The sequence below is a fragment of the Eubacterium xylanophilum ATCC 35991 genome, from assembly GCF_000518685.1.
Lineage (GTDB): Bacteria > Bacillota > Clostridia > Lachnospirales > Lachnospiraceae > Eubacterium_F > Eubacterium_F xylanophilum.
In genome coordinates this window covers 73,244-90,730 of sequence record NZ_JAEB01000012.1, presented here as the reverse complement: position 1 = coordinate 90,730, position 17,487 = coordinate 73,244, and the positions used below count along the sequence as shown (strand labels likewise).

The following is a 17,487-nucleotide window of genomic DNA, read 5'->3' as shown; positions in this document are numbered from 1 at the left end:
TCATGCTTCCTCCTTTTTCTTAGTTTTTCCAAAATCCAGTCCCCTAATTGTAAGTACCATCATCGCTAATACGAAAATACCTATTAAAATACCACTTATTAGTATCAGAACTTCATTTTCTCGACTCAAAGCGTAGAACTCCAATACGGAGGCAACCATATATATAAGTGCCGTGGTATTATAAGGTCTTAGCTTTCTTACAACTCCGAAGTCAACATCCGGAATAATAAGATGCTTGAGATGATAATAGGAACTAAATGCCACAAATACACTAAGCACCCCTCCCTGAACTTTCCATAACATCGGAGTATTTCCGATAAGGAACAGAAAAGCATACAGCAATATCGCCACTGCAGGGGCCGCCAGTGCCATCAGTCTGTACTTCTTATACTCGTCATTTCCATCATCTACTAGAGAATCAAGGGTTCCATAGTTTGAAGAGAAGAAGAACAAAAGACTTCCCATAGTTCCAAGTACACCTAATTGAAATGTTTGATAAATATTTCCGCCTGTCAAAAGCCTTACTATGTTGAACAAACGTCCAAAGACAATGCATAGCATTGCAAGAACTATCATTTTACCATATAGCGCCTTCTTGGGTTTTAAAAAAGTGATTGCACCGTAGATAAAACTTATAAAGGCAAAAGTAAATACTATTATGTTTGTCATCGTGACCAAATTCATTGCACTACCTCCTCTATTCTGGAATGATTATTTTAATACTTGTGCCTGTGTCTGGCTTACTGTCTATAACAAGTTCTCCGTTACACATAACCTCTATTCTCTTTCTCGTGTTACTTATGCCAACGTGTCCGGATTCGTCATTTTGAGCTTCGCTGACATTAAATCCCACTCCGTTATCACTAATAACAACGATATGATTTCCATTTATTTTCTCTGTTTTTATAACTATCTTGGCATCTTCCACCTGCCCATCACACAAGCCGTGGTGCAGAGCATTTTCAGTCAATGTCTGAATGGAAAAAGGTGGGATGCTAAAATCCTCATCTTTAATCGAAAACTCTATATCAATCTTTTCATTAAATCTCTTCTTCTGAATATTTAAATAATGCTTTACGAGATCTATCTCATTTGCCACATCAGTACATTGACTGTGTCCCATAAAGTCCGTTGTCTTTCGCATACATACAGAAAAATCATCTATGCTCTTAACCGCCTCCTGGGGATTGGTTCGACAAAGATATCTGATCAAGGCAAGACTGTTAAATATAAAATGCGGTTGCATCTGTTGATTGATTATCCTCAGTTTTTCATCATTAAGATCCTTCTCCAAATTCACCATATAATCTGAATAATTAATCTCATATGCAAAAAACATAATCATAACTGATATAACAATGGCAATGTTAGTATAGAATTTACCGTCATCATAAAGCAACATTATCATTGATAACATCGGTAACAGAAGAAATGATATGATTGCAACTTTTTCTATATTCGCCAAATATCTAATATATACTATTACAACACTTAAAGTCATCAAAAGACCGACAAATATAACCGCTGCCGGCACAAAAAAGAATGCCAACCCTATATACTCGCCGTCTTCCCCTAAAAAGTAAATATATGGGCTAACTTCATTGATAATCAAAAGTATGATTCCTAATACAAATAGTCCCCACTCAACTGTGCTCCAGTATATCCTTGTCCCATCGGTTCTAACACAGATAATATGAGATACATATTCTGCAACTAACGGAATGATAAGCATTCCCATAAAATTATTACTAAAGTGAATAATTCGCAATATATTATAGTCACTTTCTGTCATTTCCGTGGCAAATACCAATAGTATTTCAGAAGACATGAGGATAACACAACATAATATAACCCAGATAAGTCCCTTGGCACCTTTCTGGTCGCTTCTTCTCGTAATAAATACAGCAACAGCTGCTATTATGCAAAAAAAACATCCCCATAACTCAACAGATATACGCAAATACTGTTCTGCTGTCATATATATCTCTCCTTATTCACTTGTAAGTATGTCTTGAAATGCTTTTCTAAAGGAAGTTATATTCTCTCCATTCTCTTCCCCGTGAATTGCAAAGCAAATCTCGTCAAAACATTTTCCATAGCCTTCGTCAACAATAATGCTTCTAAAGTACTCGGCAACATTTTCTGCCTTGTTTCCAAAGGCACCACATCCCCATGCACCTAAAACTAGATTCTTATATCCATGGCTCGCAGCAGCACATAACAGTATTCTTATTCTTCTCAGAAAAATCTTCTTGATATTATCTTCGCGCATAAAAACTGCTGCTCCATACCGATTTGGCGCAGGCGCAGTTATAACTGACATTATTGTTGGTTTTTTTACTAATTGGAATTTCTCATCTCTGAATACAATGACATTAGGAGATATGAGCATATAATCAGACTCTTCTCGACTAATATGTGTATTGTTATAGCGATACATGGTCGCCGCTTTTTTAGAACTTATAGATGCATACAAAGTACTACACTTGCACAATGACTCTTCTTGGGCATTGGCCCCCAACATGAAACCTCCACCCGCTTTATGTGCATTGGCAAAATTCATTACCAGTGGGTTGTCGAACTCTCTTCCCGCTTGAAAAGAATCCGCATTGACAACGCTAATCTTATAAGCTTTATCCTCATAGCTTGCCAAATCAACACCACATAGTTTTTCTCCGTCTTCGGGTGTAATCACGGTCACCTCTTCAAAATCCACATCGGGAAAATTAATCTCTTCCCCATCTAGATTATATCTTTTTTCTTTGATAATCTTAAGTGTTTCTCTCGTTACCTCAATACTATTCATACATTTTCTCCTTAATAAAAATCCTTTTTCATTATTGGTCGCCCCACATGATATGGCATTTACTGAGGAACTATTATTCCTCCAAAATATTCAGGCTTGCCATCAATATTGCTTAAGATAAACCCCCTTGTGCTGAGCATCACATATGTGCCATCCGATCTTAATGCCCTGTAGTTCATAGCTCTGACACCTTCATCTTTGTTTAATACCAAATCAACTAATTCATTGTACTGTTCCAAGTCATCTGGATGAATATGCTTTCTCCATATACTATCTGCGCGGTACATATATTCGGACTCAATATTGAAGTCATCAACCAATGCAAGTGACCATCGCGAATAATCATATCGCATATCATTTAAAAAGACATATCCTCCATCAGATACTGTAACCAGCGCGCCGAATAAGCTATCTAATTTTCTTTTCCTCTCATCGGGAATAGGTGGATCATACCTTTCTGTATTAACCAATCCATCTTTATAACGAACGGATTTGAGTTCACTTTTGTTGTCATACATCATCTGATCAGCTCGCTCATGTACTGCTTTAAATGATGAATCTATATCTGGATTAAATACGGACATTCCACATGCAATAACAGGACCGGTGCGAGATTGCTTGTTGGCCCTAGATTCTTTTTTCAATTGTTTTAACAAAGAATCTCTGTTGTCATAATCTCCTCCACTGATAATTACAACAAATTCATCACCACCAATACGGAAAACGGGACTGTGTTTAAAGATTTCACAGATTATCCTACTCGTTCGCTGTATTATCTCATCTCCGTAATTATGACCTCTTGTATCATTAATGAGTTTTAGTTCATTGACATCGCACATTACCACGCCAAAAGGAGCAACATTTTCCCCCGATTCAATCTTACTATCTATAGTTGATACCATTTCTCTAAAGGCGTTCTTATTGCGAATCCCAGTCAAATCATCAAGTCTTGCCATACGCCGTGCCGACTGAAGAACTCGGTCTTGTGCTTTTTTCTCTCTTATCTCTTCTTCGATGTTTTCTACACAAATAATCATGTGCTTGCGATCATCGCTCAAAAGCCCCATATGACGTACATGTATACTCTTAGAGTCATCAATCAATCTATATACAATCGAGTATGTTTCATTCTTCTTGAGATGATTAATTAAGTTTTCTCTGTTATGAAGCTTTAATACATTCTCTACATCATCAGGATGTATGAAAGTTGGGGCATAGATGTTAAAGTCCTCAAAGAAATCCTTCCCCTCATTCGGGAAAGAAATTCTAGTGAAAACTTTTCTCCTAACACATACACTATATGCTCCTGTCGTGATGTCAATATAGTTAAGACAGTCAAATCTCTTCGCAAGAGCGACTCCAATCTCGCTAAATTCTAACTGTTTAAATTCCATACTTTTCTCCAATCTTTGCCGTAACTGATAATCCCTTACTGCACTTCATAAGTGCAAATCCTTTTCTTATTATTTTACCACAAAAAGAGGAGTTTCTTCAACACTTTCTTGTTTTAAAAAAGGAGATGTCGCACTAAGACAGTCTAAAAACAGGAAGAGTCCAACCGACTCGAGACGCAATGCATGCGCATTGAAGTCTCTCTCTGGTTGGCCTCTTCCTGTTTTATTATACTTGTCAAGTCTCTCCCCCTCTCGGGGCATGCCAAATCCTTCTTTTTCAAATAGGCATGCCTTTATATCATCCCAATTAACCGAACGTTTACCTTTAAATTTTATATCATTAATGATAACAATATTATCAAATCATCTTAAATTCCTCAATATAATTCTCAGAAGAAATGGGTTTTTTCCAAGTAAAATCTTATGATTCCAAAGGGTTACCCGTTTCTTTTTATTTATATGGTCTTGCCATCCCCATTCCATTGTAAGAATAAAACCCCGAAAGTGCTATCGGTGCAACAGCCGGAATTGCTATGTAGGCGCTGACTGTCACACCCATATATCCGAATATGAGCTGCCTTGCCGTAAGCCCCATGACACCGTCTCTTTGTAGCGGTCTATATCTTTGTTTACTTCTATTTCCATATAATCCTCCGCATTTTGTCGAATTATCTGTCTAAAAGACAGATATTGAATTGACATTGCAATGCAATAGATATATAATTTAATTAGAATTAAGCGAAAGGAGTTGATACTATGTCTGCTGCAACCAAAGAATCAACTACTACTACCTTTAGTGTCCGTATGGATAAGGACATCAAATCACAATGTGAAACTATGTATGGAGAGCTGGGCATCAACCTTACAACTGCAATCAATGTTTTTCTCCGCCAGTCGCTGCGTGCCGGTGGATTTCCATTTGATGTAAGACTTGATAAGCCTAATCAGGAAACCATCGCTGCCATGATGGAAGCAAACAGCCTCGCCCACAATCCGAATATAAAAAAATATTCCGATGTGGAAGAAGCACTTGCGGAGCTTAAGCGATGAAAGAACAAAAGTACAGTATTGTCTGGTCCACGCAGTTCAAAAAAGACTACAAACGTTCCATGAAGCGGCATCTTGACATCGCTCTTCTTGATGATATAATTCGTATCCCTCTTTTTTATTGCTATACAAAAAAACGGGCAGCCACGCCGAAACGCAGCTACCCACCATACTCTTAATCATCCACACCCATGCTTTGGCGTTTACTTGGTGTTCTCACCTCGGGAGGCTTTTCTTCGCGCTCCTCCACCTTGGCAAGAGGCCTATACTCTGCAAGCTTGGCTAGCAGTTTCTTTGCCTTTTCGAGTCCTCCGGCAGTTCTTTTACTTCCTGTAGTCCTTAACATCCCTGTCAGAATTTCCTTTCTTAAATCCACATCTTACTCTCGCAGCTCCATCGTTTGTCGTAATTCGTTTCACTCAGCATGTTCTGGTATATGGGTTCAAGAAATACTGCCAGTCTGTCCAGCACATCATCAAACAATAATCCAGATTCTTTCGCCGGTTCAAAAGCCTTCCACTGGGTATTCAATGCATTATTGTTCTTAAAATCTTCAATTTCCGTAAAAACATCATCCTGCAATTCTCTTTTCCGATGATCTAAAGTACTTTTAACCGCTTCGATAAGGATCTCTCCTTCAAAATCAAATATCCCAGACAGATAATAAATGTCATAGAAATCCTTCATCCTACTTGTTCCGGCCATCCTCTGAAGAATTGCATCAAATTTCTCTGCAATAGTGCTTTCTAACGAATATGTATACACTTCCGGAGAAACAAAATCCGGCAATCTTGTAATAATCATCCTTTTTATCGGATCAGGAACGATCACATCATCAATACCAACATCAATGGAGAACGGAATCCTCACCTTTCCTATGCTTCCCATAAAAGAAGTTTTTACACCTGGATATTTTTTATCTACTGAGATAGTTTCCGTCCCCAGAACCTCTATCGTTATGAAATCATTGCCGGTACTTATATTGCAGATATCTCTCATGGTATGCTTGATATTCTCCAAGCTTCCGTGCAGATTCTTTATCAGAAAATCAATGTCCCTCGTCGGTCTTGAATCAAATTCAGTCAGTGTATAGATAAACATCCCACCTTTTAAGATCAGATTATCTGCATACTGGGAAAGTGATAGTTTTCTCAGAAATTCTTCCTGAGCAAAAAGCTGAAGAACCCTCTGAAATGGAATCCCTTCTTCCTTTGACTGATTCTTTAATCTCGTCAGTACCGATGCCGCCATGTTCTTTACAGCCATACTCCAAGCACCTCCCTTACCTTTTTTTCCACGTGAAGTAGTTTTGCGTACTTCATAAGTCGTGCCTCCACCTTCTTAGGATCCTGAACATATCGCTGGATAGCCACATTGAAAACCTCTCCATCAACTTTGTTTCTATGAAGAAGGAGATCACAAATCGTTCTTTCCCTGTCATATATCTTTACAGGCTTACCATCAATCTCCGCTTCTTCTATCCCTACCTTATATCGTTCACTACGAATAAAATGTGGTTTTACAATAGGATAATCAATATAGAATCTTGTTCTTGTGCTCTTATTATCCACTGCCAGATGCCACGCCGCCGGGGTCCTATCCGTATAGCCATAGTAATCCAGTGCACTCTCCATACAAATTACTCCATCCGGAAAGAGTGTCGTAATAGCGGGAATGTCCGAAAAGGAATCTTCCCCTGAATATTGATAGTAACCACGTCTAACCTGCTCTATCTCGCCCTCTTCCAGAAGACGCTGGATTTTCTTATAATAAAAGCCTTCTTTTTTTAGCTCCGCGGTTCTCATTAGACCACCATGCCTATCAAAAACCATTTTAAGACTTTCGCTCATGTTATCACCCTCATTTTATTATAATATACAACTTTTTAATGGTTATTGTATAGTTTGATAAATCAAGTATATCTCCTGTCGAGAAAAATGTCAAGAAAAAAAGGCCCGCAGGGAAAGAATCTCCTGCTCGTTTCCAAAAAAAGCGAGTATGAGTTCTTTTCCTAAGTGGAAATTCTATAAACTCATACTCGCTTGTATTCGATTGAATATTTGCTACAAATTTGCTACAAAACCGAGTTTCATGATTGCTGAAGCCCTTGATTTTACGGCATTTTATTTATCCAACTGTTTCAGTGTCGGGAAGAGTAGTACGTCCCTTATCGCTGGCTGATCACACATCAGCATACATAGTCTGTCGATTCCGTAACCAATTCCACCTGTTGGTGGCATACCGAGCTCGAGAGCATACATAAAGTCTTCATCTGTCCTATTGGCCTCTTCATTACCCTGCGCCAAAAGCTCCTCCTGGGCTTTAAAACGCTCGCGCTGGTCAATAGGATCATTTAACTCTGAATATGCGTTACACATCTCCCAGCCGTTCATAAACATCTCGAAACGCTCAACATACTCTGGATTATCAGGTTTCTTCTTAGTAAGTGGAGAAATCTCAATAGGATGATCCATGACAAATGTTGGCTGGATAAGGTGCTCCTCAACGAACTCCTCGAAGAACAAGTTGAGAATATCGCCCTTCTTGTGAGTTTTGTCAAACTCAACGCCCTTCTCTTTGGCGATTGCCTGAGCTTCCTCAAGTGTCTTTATCTCATTAAAGTCAACACCAGCATATTTCTTAACAGCGTCAACCATAGTAATTCTCTCGAATGGCTTGCCGAGATCCATCTCTGTTCCCTGGAAGGTAATTGTAGTTGTTCCCAATACTTCCTGGGCAATGTAGCGGAACATTTCCTCTGTCAAGTCCATCATGCCATGATAATCTGTGAAGGCCTGATAGAGCTCCATGAGTGTGAACTCAGGATTGTGACGAGTGTCAAGTCCTTCGTTACGGAATACTCGGCCTATCTCGTATACTTTCTCCATTCCGCCTACAATAAGTCTCTTGAGGTAAAGCTCAAGTGATATTCTAAGCTTCAAATCCTCGTCGAGAGCATTAAAGTGAGTTTCAAATGGACGAGCTGCCGCACCACCTGCATTGGAGACAAGCATAGGTGTCTCAACTTCCATAAATCCCTTGTTGTCAAGGAATTTTCTGATAGTGCTGATAATCTTAGATCTCTTGATAAATGCATTCTTAACATCGTCATTCATGATAAGATCTACATATCTCTGACGATATCTCATATCTGTATCTGTGAGTCCATGGAACTTCTCAGGCAAGATTTGCAAACTCTTAGATATAAGCACAACCTCACTTGCATGGATTGAAATCTCACCGGTCTTAGTCTTAAATACCTCACCTGTGACTGTAAGAAGGTCACCCACATCGTATTTTTTGAAGTCCTTATATGAATCTTCTCCTATGCTATCCCTTGCAACATAAGCCTGGATGCTTCCCTTGAGATCCTTAATATTGCAAAATGACGCCTTACCCATAACACGCTTGAACATCATACGACCGGCAACCGTAACAACTTTGCCCTCTAACTCATCATAGTTTTCCTTTATATCTACTGAGTGATGTGTCACATCACACTTAGTTATCTCATATGGATTCTTTCCTGCATCTAAAAGGTTTTGAAGCTTCTCCCTTCTCACTTTTAGCAATTGGTTCATATCTTCTGCCATTTTCTCCTCCTTAAGCCTTTCTTACATCCGTAATTTTATATTTGAGAACTCCAGCCGGTGTCTCCACTGTAACTGTCTGTCCTTTTTTACATCCAATAAGAGCCTTACCTACCGGTGACTCGTTAGAGATTTTTCCCTTAAGGCTGTTTGCTTCTGTAGAACCAACTATCTGATAATCCAAATCCTCTTTGAATTCCATATCTCTAATCGTTACATAACTTCCAATATTGATCTTACTTCCATCGATCTCGTCATTAATAACGACCTCAGCATTCTTAAGAATCTTCTCAATTTCTTCAATTCTGTGCTCGATGTCACGCTGTTCTTCCTTGGCAGCATCGTACTCGGCATTCTCTGATAAGTCTCCCTGCTCTCTAGCTTCCTTAATCTTATCAGCAACTTCCTTACGCTTAACTACCTTGAGTTCTTCCAACTCGTTTTCAAGTGAGCGCAAACCATCTTCTGTCAAAATATTCTTCTTTACCTCAGCCATATTTAACCTCCATAAATCTCTACAATCCACTGACTCGGATTCGTACCGAGTCAGTGGATGCATTCTCTATATTCTCAATCTAATATTATATAGTAGTATTCAGTTATTGTCAAATCTTATTTCACTGTCAAAGTTCCCGTTGCACTCGAACTAGTCACGGAACTTCCGCTCACGGCACTTCCTGATGCAGCTTGATTTGATGAATCTTTGTTGGAATTCGATGTTCCCACTGCAGATTCATCGGAGTCATCCTCTTCCTTGTCTCCTCCGTCATCTACAGGATCATCCTGTGTATCATCATCCTCGCAATTAGAGAACAAGGTCTTAGGGTTCTTGATTCTGACCACATTTCCCTCTGCATCTTCAACAGGCTTGCCCTCATCATCTAGCTTATCAACGTAGAGGTCATTGCTTCCGTCCGCATACTTGGTGAGAAATCTCTTGTAACACATTTCACCTACAGTATTGTTTCTCATATCCGCCTGATTCTTTTCGGAAACAGATGATATGGTGTCGGCATATCCTGCATTTATCGCCCCTTGAGTCACCGCTGTAGTGAGCTCGAGAATTCTAATCGCGTAATTCTTCTTCTTGGCACCTGTTCTGTCAAACTTATTTCCTGTAATTGTAGGATTTACAATTCCCTTACACAAGATACATGTATAGTTATAACCCTTGTTATCTTCGAGAGCCTGAACTCCCTTGATATCATTGTTTTTGATGACAGGATCCTTCCAATTGAGGATTCTTATGGCCGCATTATATGTCTTGTTGACGGAACATTTTTCTATGGTAACATTCTCGTGGTACACTTGCTTCTTCTTATCTGCAGTTGTCACAGAGTAAGTATGGCTTCCCACAGCTGTTCCCATGTTGACGAACTCGCATCCCTTGATATTTACGGTATCGCATGCTGTTCTATCATGGGTTGACCACTCATAATTGAATCCGTTGTTGTTGGAATCCGTGGTATCTATATTGATTGCCTCTTTGTGACTCTTGTTGTTATATATCTTAAAATCCTTGAACATGCAATTTTCCACCGTTACATTTTGAGAAGAATTGAGCTCTATAAAGTGGGAGCCGTACTCATTCAGGAAATTGATATTCTTGATAATCACATTCTTGGCATGTCCCATAACGATTCCCATGGCATTGGTCACGCTGGCACAATTTAGTGTCGCTGTTCCCTGACCCACAATCGTCACGTTCTGTGATCCGTTGTATCCACTCACAGTTGACTTGGTTGCCGACTTAGATGGTGGCACGATGACTATAAGTGCCTTGTTCGTAGCTATGTTAGTATTCGTCGCCTTAACTTTCTTAATCACAACTCCGTCTGACAAGACAAGCTTGACATTCGAAGGAATGCAAACTGAATGACTGAGCACATACTCGCCCGCCTTAAGCGTGATAGTTCCACCTCCAACGTCCTCGAGTTGCTCCATATAAGACCTCAGCATATAATAGGTCTTCATCTGACCGCCGTTGGCCGTATAACTGTCGCAATTGGTATAATGCTCATAATAAGGCTTACTTGTCGGCGTCAATGTAAATGAATTCTCTGTTTTATTTTCAAAGTATATTCTAGTCTTTGTTCCATTGTTGTAAGGAATGTACATATGAGTCAAGTCGGAAACCTTATTGTTTATAAGAAGCCCCTTGCACTCGGCATTCATGGAGTTATTAACCGACGATACTCTTCCGAATCCCGCGCAATACTTACAATTCTTTATAGTATTGGAGTATACCCTGACATTCTTTGCCGAGTACATATAAATAGCATAACTCGTCTTTTTATCATCTGTCCTCGCAATAGTATTGGAGAAAATAAGCGCACCATTAAACTTAGTTCCCACAATCGCACGGCCGGAGATGTTGGTAAACTTATTTCCGCTTATCTCCATTCCATATGCATATGAAGTATTAACAGCCGCCTTGTTCGATATCCCCTCTTGCAAACCATTGAATTTACTGTTCTTGACTTTCACGTTTTTACATGGAAATGTTCCGACGCCGTCAATAGATACTGCCGCCTTATAAGTAGGCTTGGAAAGCGTCTTACTGCCCTCACTAAAATTGCACTTCTGGATAGTGACATTGCTACTTCCCTCGACTCTTACATATGCGCCTCCATATCTACCCTTAAACTTAAGTCCGGAGATTTCTATATTGTTGGAGTTTTTTATCTGGATTGCCGAATATCCCTTCTTATTACCCAAATCGATGATTGAATTGTTGGTTGAAATAATCTTTGATTTATTGATTCCCTTATATTCAGTCGCACCGCTCTTGGTGAAGCTAAAAAGAACTTTACTAACTTTGAGTTTGGACTTTCCAACCGAAGTCGTCTTAACTATCTTTGCTCCTTTGTTGAGCCTGATGGTCACCTTGGAAGGCACTTTAATAGCAGTCGGAATCTTGTATGTTCCCTTTTTGAGAACCAGCGTTCCACCTTTTTTCCCTTTTTTTATCTTATTGAGATATGAATTTATAGTCAGATAGTTCTTAGTCTTGGAATTATAGACTTCCTTGTCTCTAAGCTTTTTTTCACATGGCTTGGTAGATGGCTTAATCGAATACTTCTTCGCCGCCATCGCCTGATCGCTTGACATTGCTCCAGCCATTACTGTACATGTTGCAAGTGTTAATAATATAGCTGTTCTCTTCTTCACGATTCCTCTTTCCTCCTAAACAAAACGTATTGTATTCCCAAATCACAAATGGGAATTCCACTATTCCTTACCAAACATATATTATACCATGATTGTGACATTTATATGTCTTATGAAAAAAATTGCGTCCAAATAGAAAAAAGAAGATTTGGTATGCCCGCGGAGCGACTTGCTTAGTTCCCAAGCGGGTTCTATTATTTCTTGTTTTTTTGCCGTACTTACACCCTAATCTCCCGGTACACGCTTGCCCCATCTTTCTTCTCGGTACGTTCTTCTATACTTGTCTTGCTCTGGGGGCAACGTACGGATAGATTTCTTTTTTCTTGCTTTGTTTCCGTACTTTTCTTTTCCTCGTAAACCTCGTCCTCTGTTTTAGATGCGGATTACGGCTAGATTCTCTTATTTCTTGTTTTTTGCCGTACTTTTCTTTTTTCTCGTGGATCCCGTCCTCTGTTTTGTGTGCAAATTACGGCTAGAATCTAATATTTCTTGTTTTTTTGCCGTACCCACACCCCAACCCCTTAGTACACGCTTCCACCTCTTTCCTCTCAGTACGGCTAGATTTTCATATTCTCCTTTTTTTGCCGTACTCACGCCCCAATTCCCTGGTACACGCTTCCACCTCTTTCCTCTCGGTACGGCTAGATTTTCATATTATTCTTTTTTTGCCGTACTCACGCTCCAATTCCCTGGTACACGCTTCCACCTCTTTCCTCTCGGTACGGCTAGATTTTCATATTATTCTTTTTTTGCCGTACTTACACCCTAATCTCCCGTTACACGCCCCCCATCTTCCCCCTCGGTACGTTCTTCTATACTTGTCTTGCTCTGGGGGGCAACGTACGGATAGATTTCTTGCTTTTTTTTCGTACTTTTCTTTTTCTCATGAGCCTTCTGCCTGAATACTTCGATTCATACGATATCTCAGGTTTTTCGAAGCCTGAGATTTTATTTTTTGGAGGAATGTCAGCACTAGATAAGTACAACAAAACAGGAAGAGGCCAACCAGAGAGAGACTTCAATGCGCATGCATTGCGTCTCGAATCGGTTGGACTCTTCCTGTTTTTAGACTGTCTTAGTGCGACAGCCCCCAGACTTTCAAATCAAAATCAGAGTTTGCTCTTGTTGGGATATTTATCTTTTATGAGTGTGAGCATCTTCTCATTAGGCTCAAAGTAGATAAGAATCTTGGCATCTTTGCCTTCAATCTTAGTTGCGATTCCATATCTGATCACATCTTTTCTCCTAGAAGAGTAGTCTCTCACCTCGAGATGTCTGTATCCGTCAAGTGCCGGTGATTTCTCCGGCGCGATGATATCCGCGTCATCGAGATCGATTCTCAGATTGCTCTTTCTCTTGTCCTGTCCCAGGATAGCATCAAAGTCAATCTGCCCGTCACAGTATACATACTCCCATGTCACGTTGAAGCGTGGCCAATACCAACCCAAGAGAGCTGCTGCTCCCACTCCAAGGGCAATCATAATTCCATTTCTACTCAACATCGCTATCAACAAAAGGATGACGAGCACAACTATGAGAACCACCTTGAGAGCATTGATATATGGCGGATTATTTCTCTTTACACTAAACTCTGCATATGCTTGTTCCATTACATCATTCCCATTCCAGGAGCTCCGCCAGCTGGCATTGCTGGAAGGTCCTCTTTGATATTTGCTACAACAGACTCTGTAGTTAACAATGTTGAAGCAACACTGTTAGCGTTCTGCAATGCACTTCTTGTTACCTTAGCTGGGTCAAGGATACCATTTTCTACCATGTCAACATACTCCTCTGTAAGAGCGTTGAATCCTGTACCAACCTTGCTCTCGCGAACCTTATCAGTGATAACTGATCCCTCAAGACCAGCATTCTCAGCGATTCTGCGAAGTGGAGCTTCAAGAGCTTTGAGAATGATATTAGCTCCTGTCTTCTCATCTCCCTCGAGTTTGGCGGCAAGCTTAGCAACTTCCTTAGAAGCGTGAATATATGCTGAACCACCACCTGAGATGATTCCCTCTTCTACAGCTGCTCTTGTAGCTGCAAGGGCATCTTCCATTCTGAGTTTTGCCTCCTGCATCTCTGTCTCAGTAGCAGCACCAACTCTGATAACTGCAACGCCGCCGGCGAGCTTAGCAAGTCTCTCCTGTAATTTTTCTCTGTCGAAGTCAGAAGTAGTCTCTTCAATCTGTGTGCGGATCTGTGAAACTCTAGCTTCAATCTCGGCCTTATCTCCCTCACCGTCAACGATGATTGTATTCTCTTTCTGAACTTTAACTGACTTAGCTCTACCGAGCTGAGAAATTGTTGTATCCTTGAGCTCAAGACCGAGTTCCTCAGTGATAACTTCACCACCTGTGAGGATTGCGATATCCTTGAGCATTTCTTTTCTTCTATCACCATATCCTGGAGCCTTAACAGCAACAACTTTAAATGTTCCGCGCAATTTGTTGAGTACCAATGTACTAAGTGCTTCACCCTCAACATCCTCAGCGATGATAAGGAGCTCAGCGCTAGACTGTACAACCTCTTCCAAAAGTGGGAGAATCTCCTGAATATTTGAAATCTTCTTATCTGTGATAAGAACATATGGATTAGTGAGGTTTGCTTCCATCTTGTCCATATCTGTTGCAAGATAAGCTGATACATAACCTCTGTCGAACTGCATACCCTCTACAAGGTCAAGCTCTGTCTTCATAGTCTTAGACTCTTCGATTGTGATAACACCATCGTTTGAAACCTTTTCCATGGCCTCAGCAACCATCTTACCAACTTCCTCGTCACCAGCAGATATAGCGGCAACCTTGGCAATCTGATCTTTGCCCTTAAGTGTCTCACTCATTTCTTTGATAGACTCAACAGCAGCATCTGTAGCTTTCTTCATTCCTTTTCTAAGGATGATTGGATTAGCTCCTGCTGCCAAGTTCTTCATTCCCTCATTGATCATAGCCTGTGCAAGTACAGTAGCTGTAGTTGTTCCGTCTCCGGCAACATCATTAGTCTTTGTTGCTACTTCCTTGACGAGCTGAGCACCCATGTTCTCGAATGCATCCTCAAGCTCAACTTCCTTGGCAATAGTCACACCATCGTTAGTGATAAGTGGTGCACCATATGATTTATCCAAAACAACGTTTCTTCCCTTTGGTCCAAGTGTTACTCTAACTGTATCAGCAAGCTTATTAACACCAGCCTCAAGAGCTGTTCTCGCCTCTACTCCAAACTTAATTTCCTTTGCCATAATAAAAGCCTCCTAGTTTTCCTATATTATTCAACAATTGCCACAATATCATTCTGGCGTACTACGATATACTCGTCTCCGTCAAGTTTTACCTCTGTTCCGGCGTATCTAGAATAGATTACCTTGTCTCCTACTTTTACTTCCATAGGAACTTTCTCTCCATCTACAACTCCGCCTGGTCCAACAGCGATAACCTCTGCCTGCTGTGGCTTCTCCTGAGCCTGTCCCGGAAGAACAATTCCTGACTTTGTAGTCTCCTCAGCCTCTAACTGCTTAAGAACAACTCTGTCTCCTAATGGTTTCAACTTCATTTTATCTTCCTCCTTTAATAGTTAATCATTCACTTTGATTTGTTAGCACTCAATGTTCCCGAGTGCTAATTACTCCTATATAATAATAATTAATGGATTATATTGCAACCGTGTGAATCTCCACATTATCTCTTGTTTTCTTCTTATATCTTCTCTTTTTTCTGTTTTTCTCTCTTTTTTGTAATATTTGAAATTTCTTGTTCAAATTACCTAAAAATGTTTACTGTAACCCGATGTTTTGTTATCATTATATATGACACAGAAAAATGTTCGCACAAACCAAAGGAGTAAAATATGAAAGAACAACTTTATACCATTCCGGTTAATGATATATTTGACAAAAAAGACTGTGAATGCGTTGTCTGCGCCATGCGTAAAAAACTAGAGGATGATGCCGTCGCCTTCGCCATGGGCCCAAGTTATATGGAAGATGACATCCGCCTTACCACCGACAAAATCGGTTTCTGCAGACCTCATATGCAGATGATGTATGACTTTGAGAACAGGCTCGGACTTGCTCTCATCATGGACACACATATGAAAAAGATGATTGAAGAAATCGAAAAGTTGCAGAAAAAAGGACGTAAGACCGGTGGCGGACTATTTTCCAAGAGCACTGAAAGCCAGGTCTATGAGTTTACCAAAAAGATTAACAATTCCTGCTATATCTGCGACAGAATCAAGCATACTTTTGAGAGATATATCGCAACAGTATTTTACCTCTATGAGAATGACAGCGCATTTCCGAGAAAGCTCAATGAATGCAAGGGGCTTTGTCTCGAGCATTACGGCATGCTTTATGAGAAGGCCGCTGAGAGTTTACACGGAAACACTTTAGAGGAGTTCACTCGCGCCATTGACAGAGTTTTCATCGAGAACTACAAGCGCGTAGAGGAAGACTTGTCCTGGTTCATCGACAAGTTTGACTATAGAAACAAAGAAAAACCGTGGAAGACATCAAAGGATGCCGTTCCACGGGCTATGACAAAAGTTAATGGAATTGTTCCACCCCAAAGTGATCAGGAGTGATTTATCTCTTTCCTGATACGATTCTTGAGTACGGTTATTCGCTCTCTGAGTCTCTTGTTTCCAATATGTTTCTTGAGAAGCGAATTAACCCACCTCATGGATTTCTCATATTCTCCGATTTTCCTATATAATTCTGCAATCAAATATCCAAGAGTGGCTTCGTCCATGCCACAAATCGGAAAATTTTCCTTATCATAGGCTTCATCAAAACCAACAACTGCATTTTGAATAGCTTCTTTCTCTCTATCGCGAAGTTCTCCAATCTCCATCTTGACTTTGACGACTTCTTCGAAATTGATATCCTTCGCATTTTCTACATCCAAGAGTTCCTCAAGACTTTTCTCCAGATTTTCTCTCTTGCTGCGAAACATCCAAGCCAACTTTAGGCAAGTATAGGCTTTTTCACTGAGTTTTCCCTTTTTGAGAATTGAATAATACAAAGCAAGTTTGTAGCGCATTATAGCATCGTCAATGGAGTATGTGGCATTCTCATTCTCGACGCCATGGCTCTCCATGCTCTGCTCCTTGATAAAACTTCTCTGCTTAGAAGTTATGCCGGCAAAAAATCTAGAAAGCGACGTATATCCGCAGTGAGGACATGACCATACATCGTACTTTCCCATGTCAAACTCTCTGTAGATAGGCCTTAGATCTGAATCAGAATCGATGATTTTCAATCTGCCGGTCTTTACAACTCTCGAAGTGAATTTCTTGAAGCAGACTGCACACTCAATCTCCTTATCAAACAAGAATTCCTCTTCGTCTATCTCTTCCTTATTATCGACAATCTCACTTTGTTCTTCCGGTGACACTTTGTTTTCCTCATAAATGTCAACTTTGTCATCTACTTTGATTCCAAGTGCATCCAATCCTTCAAATAGCTTACTCATACTCTATCCTCATC

At 40.2% G+C, this 17,487-nt stretch carries 17 protein-coding genes; 2 read left to right on the top strand and 15 right to left on the bottom strand.

The window, feature by feature from the left end:
* The 5 genes from L877_RS0103450 to L877_RS13820 all read right to left on the bottom strand — a co-directional run bounded on the left by L877_RS0103450 (position 1) and on the right by L877_RS13820 (position 4,795).
* Positions 1–684, bottom strand: coding sequence for a hypothetical protein (locus L877_RS0103450; RefSeq protein WP_026834905.1), 684 nt, complete (start codon positions 682–684; stop codon positions 1–3).
* Positions 685–697: 13 nt separating this feature from the next.
* Positions 698–1,978: a sensor histidine kinase gene (locus tag L877_RS0103445; RefSeq protein ID WP_026834904.1), complete on the bottom strand. Its 1,281-nt coding sequence runs from the start codon at positions 1,976–1,978 to the stop codon at positions 698–700.
* Positions 1,979–1,990: 12 nt separating this feature from the next.
* The gene (locus L877_RS0103440; protein ID WP_026834903.1) at positions 1,991–2,806 is read right to left on the bottom strand and encodes a TIGR02452 family protein; all 816 of its coding nucleotides are present in this window, start codon (positions 2,804–2,806) and stop codon (positions 1,991–1,993) included.
* A gap of 59 nt (positions 2,807–2,865) precedes the next feature.
* Positions 2,866–4,200, bottom strand: a complete 1,335-nt coding sequence (locus L877_RS0103435; RefSeq protein WP_026834902.1) for a sensor domain-containing diguanylate cyclase — start codon at positions 4,198–4,200, stop codon at positions 2,866–2,868.
* Between the two features lie 451 nt (positions 4,201–4,651).
* On the bottom strand, positions 4,652–4,795 hold the full coding sequence (locus tag L877_RS13820) for a PrgI family protein (protein WP_242837111.1): 144 nt from the start codon (positions 4,793–4,795) through the stop codon (positions 4,652–4,654).
* 161 nt (positions 4,796–4,956) lie between these two features.
* Here L877_RS13820 and L877_RS0103420 point away from each other — a divergent pair, with 161 nt between their 5' ends.
* Positions 4,957–5,250 carry a type II toxin-antitoxin system RelB/DinJ family antitoxin gene (locus L877_RS0103420; protein ID WP_026834900.1) on the top strand — a complete coding sequence of 98 codons (294 nt, stop codon included), beginning with the start codon at positions 4,957–4,959 and terminating at the stop codon, positions 5,248–5,250.
* A 172-nt stretch (positions 5,251–5,422) separates the two neighbouring features.
* Here L877_RS0103420 and L877_RS11975 read toward each other — a convergent pair whose 3' ends face one another.
* From L877_RS11975 to groES, 9 genes are all read right to left on the bottom strand, one after another.
* Entirely contained in the window at positions 5,423–5,623 is a 201-nt protein-coding gene (locus L877_RS11975; protein ID WP_034784972.1) for a hypothetical protein, read from the bottom strand.
* On the bottom strand, positions 5,614–6,513 hold the full coding sequence (locus L877_RS0103405) for a nucleotidyl transferase AbiEii/AbiGii toxin family protein (RefSeq protein WP_026834898.1): 900 nt from the start codon (positions 6,511–6,513) through the stop codon (positions 5,614–5,616). Before L877_RS0103405 ends, L877_RS11975 begins: the two co-directional genes overlap by 10 nt.
* A complete protein-coding gene (locus L877_RS0103400; protein ID WP_026834897.1) occupies positions 6,504–7,097 on the bottom strand; it encodes a type IV toxin-antitoxin system AbiEi family antitoxin domain-containing protein in 594 nt (197 codons plus the stop codon). Before L877_RS0103400 ends, L877_RS0103405 begins: the two co-directional genes overlap by 10 nt.
* 273 nt (positions 7,098–7,370) lie before the next feature.
* Positions 7,371–8,840 (bottom strand): lysine--tRNA ligase, encoded by a 1,470-nt coding sequence (lysS, locus tag L877_RS0103395; RefSeq protein ID WP_026834896.1) that lies wholly within the window; start codon positions 8,838–8,840, stop codon positions 7,371–7,373.
* A 10-nt stretch (positions 8,841–8,850) separates the two neighbouring features.
* Complete coding sequence (gene greA, locus L877_RS0103390; RefSeq protein WP_026834895.1) at positions 8,851–9,333, bottom strand: transcription elongation factor GreA; 483 nt, start codon at positions 9,331–9,333, stop codon at positions 8,851–8,853.
* Positions 9,334–9,449: 116 nt separating this feature from the next.
* Positions 9,450–12,008 (bottom strand): right-handed parallel beta-helix repeat-containing protein, encoded by a 2,559-nt coding sequence (locus L877_RS0103385; protein ID WP_026834894.1) that lies wholly within the window; start codon positions 12,006–12,008, stop codon positions 9,450–9,452.
* Between the two features lie 1,109 nt (positions 12,009–13,117).
* A complete protein-coding gene (locus L877_RS0103375; RefSeq protein ID WP_026834892.1) occupies positions 13,118–13,618 on the bottom strand; it encodes a hypothetical protein in 501 nt (166 codons plus the stop codon).
* Complete coding sequence (gene groL / locus L877_RS0103370) at positions 13,618–15,243, bottom strand: chaperonin GroEL (RefSeq protein WP_026834891.1); 1,626 nt, start codon at positions 15,241–15,243, stop codon at positions 13,618–13,620. The genes L877_RS0103375 and groL overlap by 1 nt, the downstream gene beginning before the upstream one ends.
* A 26-nt stretch (positions 15,244–15,269) precedes the next feature.
* On the bottom strand, positions 15,270–15,554 hold the full coding sequence (gene groES / locus L877_RS0103365; RefSeq protein ID WP_026834890.1) for a co-chaperone GroES: 285 nt from the start codon (positions 15,552–15,554) through the stop codon (positions 15,270–15,272).
* A gap of 294 nt (positions 15,555–15,848) precedes the next feature.
* Here groES and L877_RS0103360 point away from each other — a divergent pair, with 294 nt between their 5' ends.
* Entirely contained in the window at positions 15,849–16,583 is a 735-nt protein-coding gene (locus L877_RS0103360) for a DUF6062 family protein (protein ID WP_026834889.1), read from the top strand.
* Here L877_RS0103360 and L877_RS0103355 read toward each other — a convergent pair.
* Positions 16,574–17,473, bottom strand: a complete 900-nt coding sequence (locus L877_RS0103355; protein ID WP_026834888.1) for a DUF2225 domain-containing protein — start codon at positions 17,471–17,473, stop codon at positions 16,574–16,576. The genes L877_RS0103360 and L877_RS0103355 overlap by 10 nt on opposite strands.
* Between the last annotated feature and the right edge of the window lie 14 nt (positions 17,474–17,487).

Coding starts and splice junctions, on each gene's coding strand:
- groES (WP_026834890.1), bottom strand. CDS start 15,554: ATGAAGTTGAAACCATTAGGAGACAGAGTTGTTCTTAAGCAGTTAGAG.
- groL (WP_026834891.1), bottom strand. CDS start 15,243: ATGGCAAAGGAAATTAAGTTTGGAGTAGAGGCGAGAACAGCTCTTGAG.
- L877_RS0103405 (WP_026834898.1), bottom strand. CDS start 6,513: ATGGCTGTAAAGAACATGGCGGCATCGGTACTGACGAGATTAAAGAAT.
- L877_RS13820 (WP_242837111.1), bottom strand. CDS start 4,795: ATGGGGCTTACGGCAAGGCAGCTCATATTCGGATATATGGGTGTGACA.
- lysS (WP_026834896.1), bottom strand. CDS start 8,840: ATGGCAGAAGATATGAACCAATTGCTAAAAGTGAGAAGGGAGAAGCTT.
- L877_RS0103445 (WP_026834904.1), bottom strand. CDS start 1,978: ATGACAGCAGAACAGTATTTGCGTATATCTGTTGAGTTATGGGGATGT.
- L877_RS0103360 (WP_026834889.1), top strand. CDS start 15,849: ATGAAAGAACAACTTTATACCATTCCGGTTAATGATATATTTGACAAA.
- greA (WP_026834895.1), bottom strand. CDS start 9,333: ATGGCTGAGGTAAAGAAGAATATTTTGACAGAAGATGGTTTGCGCTCA.
- L877_RS0103435 (WP_026834902.1), bottom strand. CDS start 4,200: ATGGAATTTAAACAGTTAGAATTTAGCGAGATTGGAGTCGCTCTTGCG.
- L877_RS0103450 (WP_026834905.1), bottom strand. CDS start 684: ATGAATTTGGTCACGATGACAAACATAATAGTATTTACTTTTGCCTTT.
- L877_RS0103355 (WP_026834888.1), bottom strand. CDS start 17,473: ATGAGTAAGCTATTTGAAGGATTGGATGCACTTGGAATCAAAGTAGAT.
- L877_RS0103420 (WP_026834900.1), top strand. CDS start 4,957: ATGTCTGCTGCAACCAAAGAATCAACTACTACTACCTTTAGTGTCCGT.
- L877_RS0103375 (WP_026834892.1), bottom strand. CDS start 13,618: ATGGAACAAGCATATGCAGAGTTTAGTGTAAAGAGAAATAATCCGCCA.
- L877_RS0103440 (WP_026834903.1), bottom strand. CDS start 2,806: ATGAATAGTATTGAGGTAACGAGAGAAACACTTAAGATTATCAAAGAA.
- L877_RS0103400 (WP_026834897.1), bottom strand. CDS start 7,097: ATGAGCGAAAGTCTTAAAATGGTTTTTGATAGGCATGGTGGTCTAATG.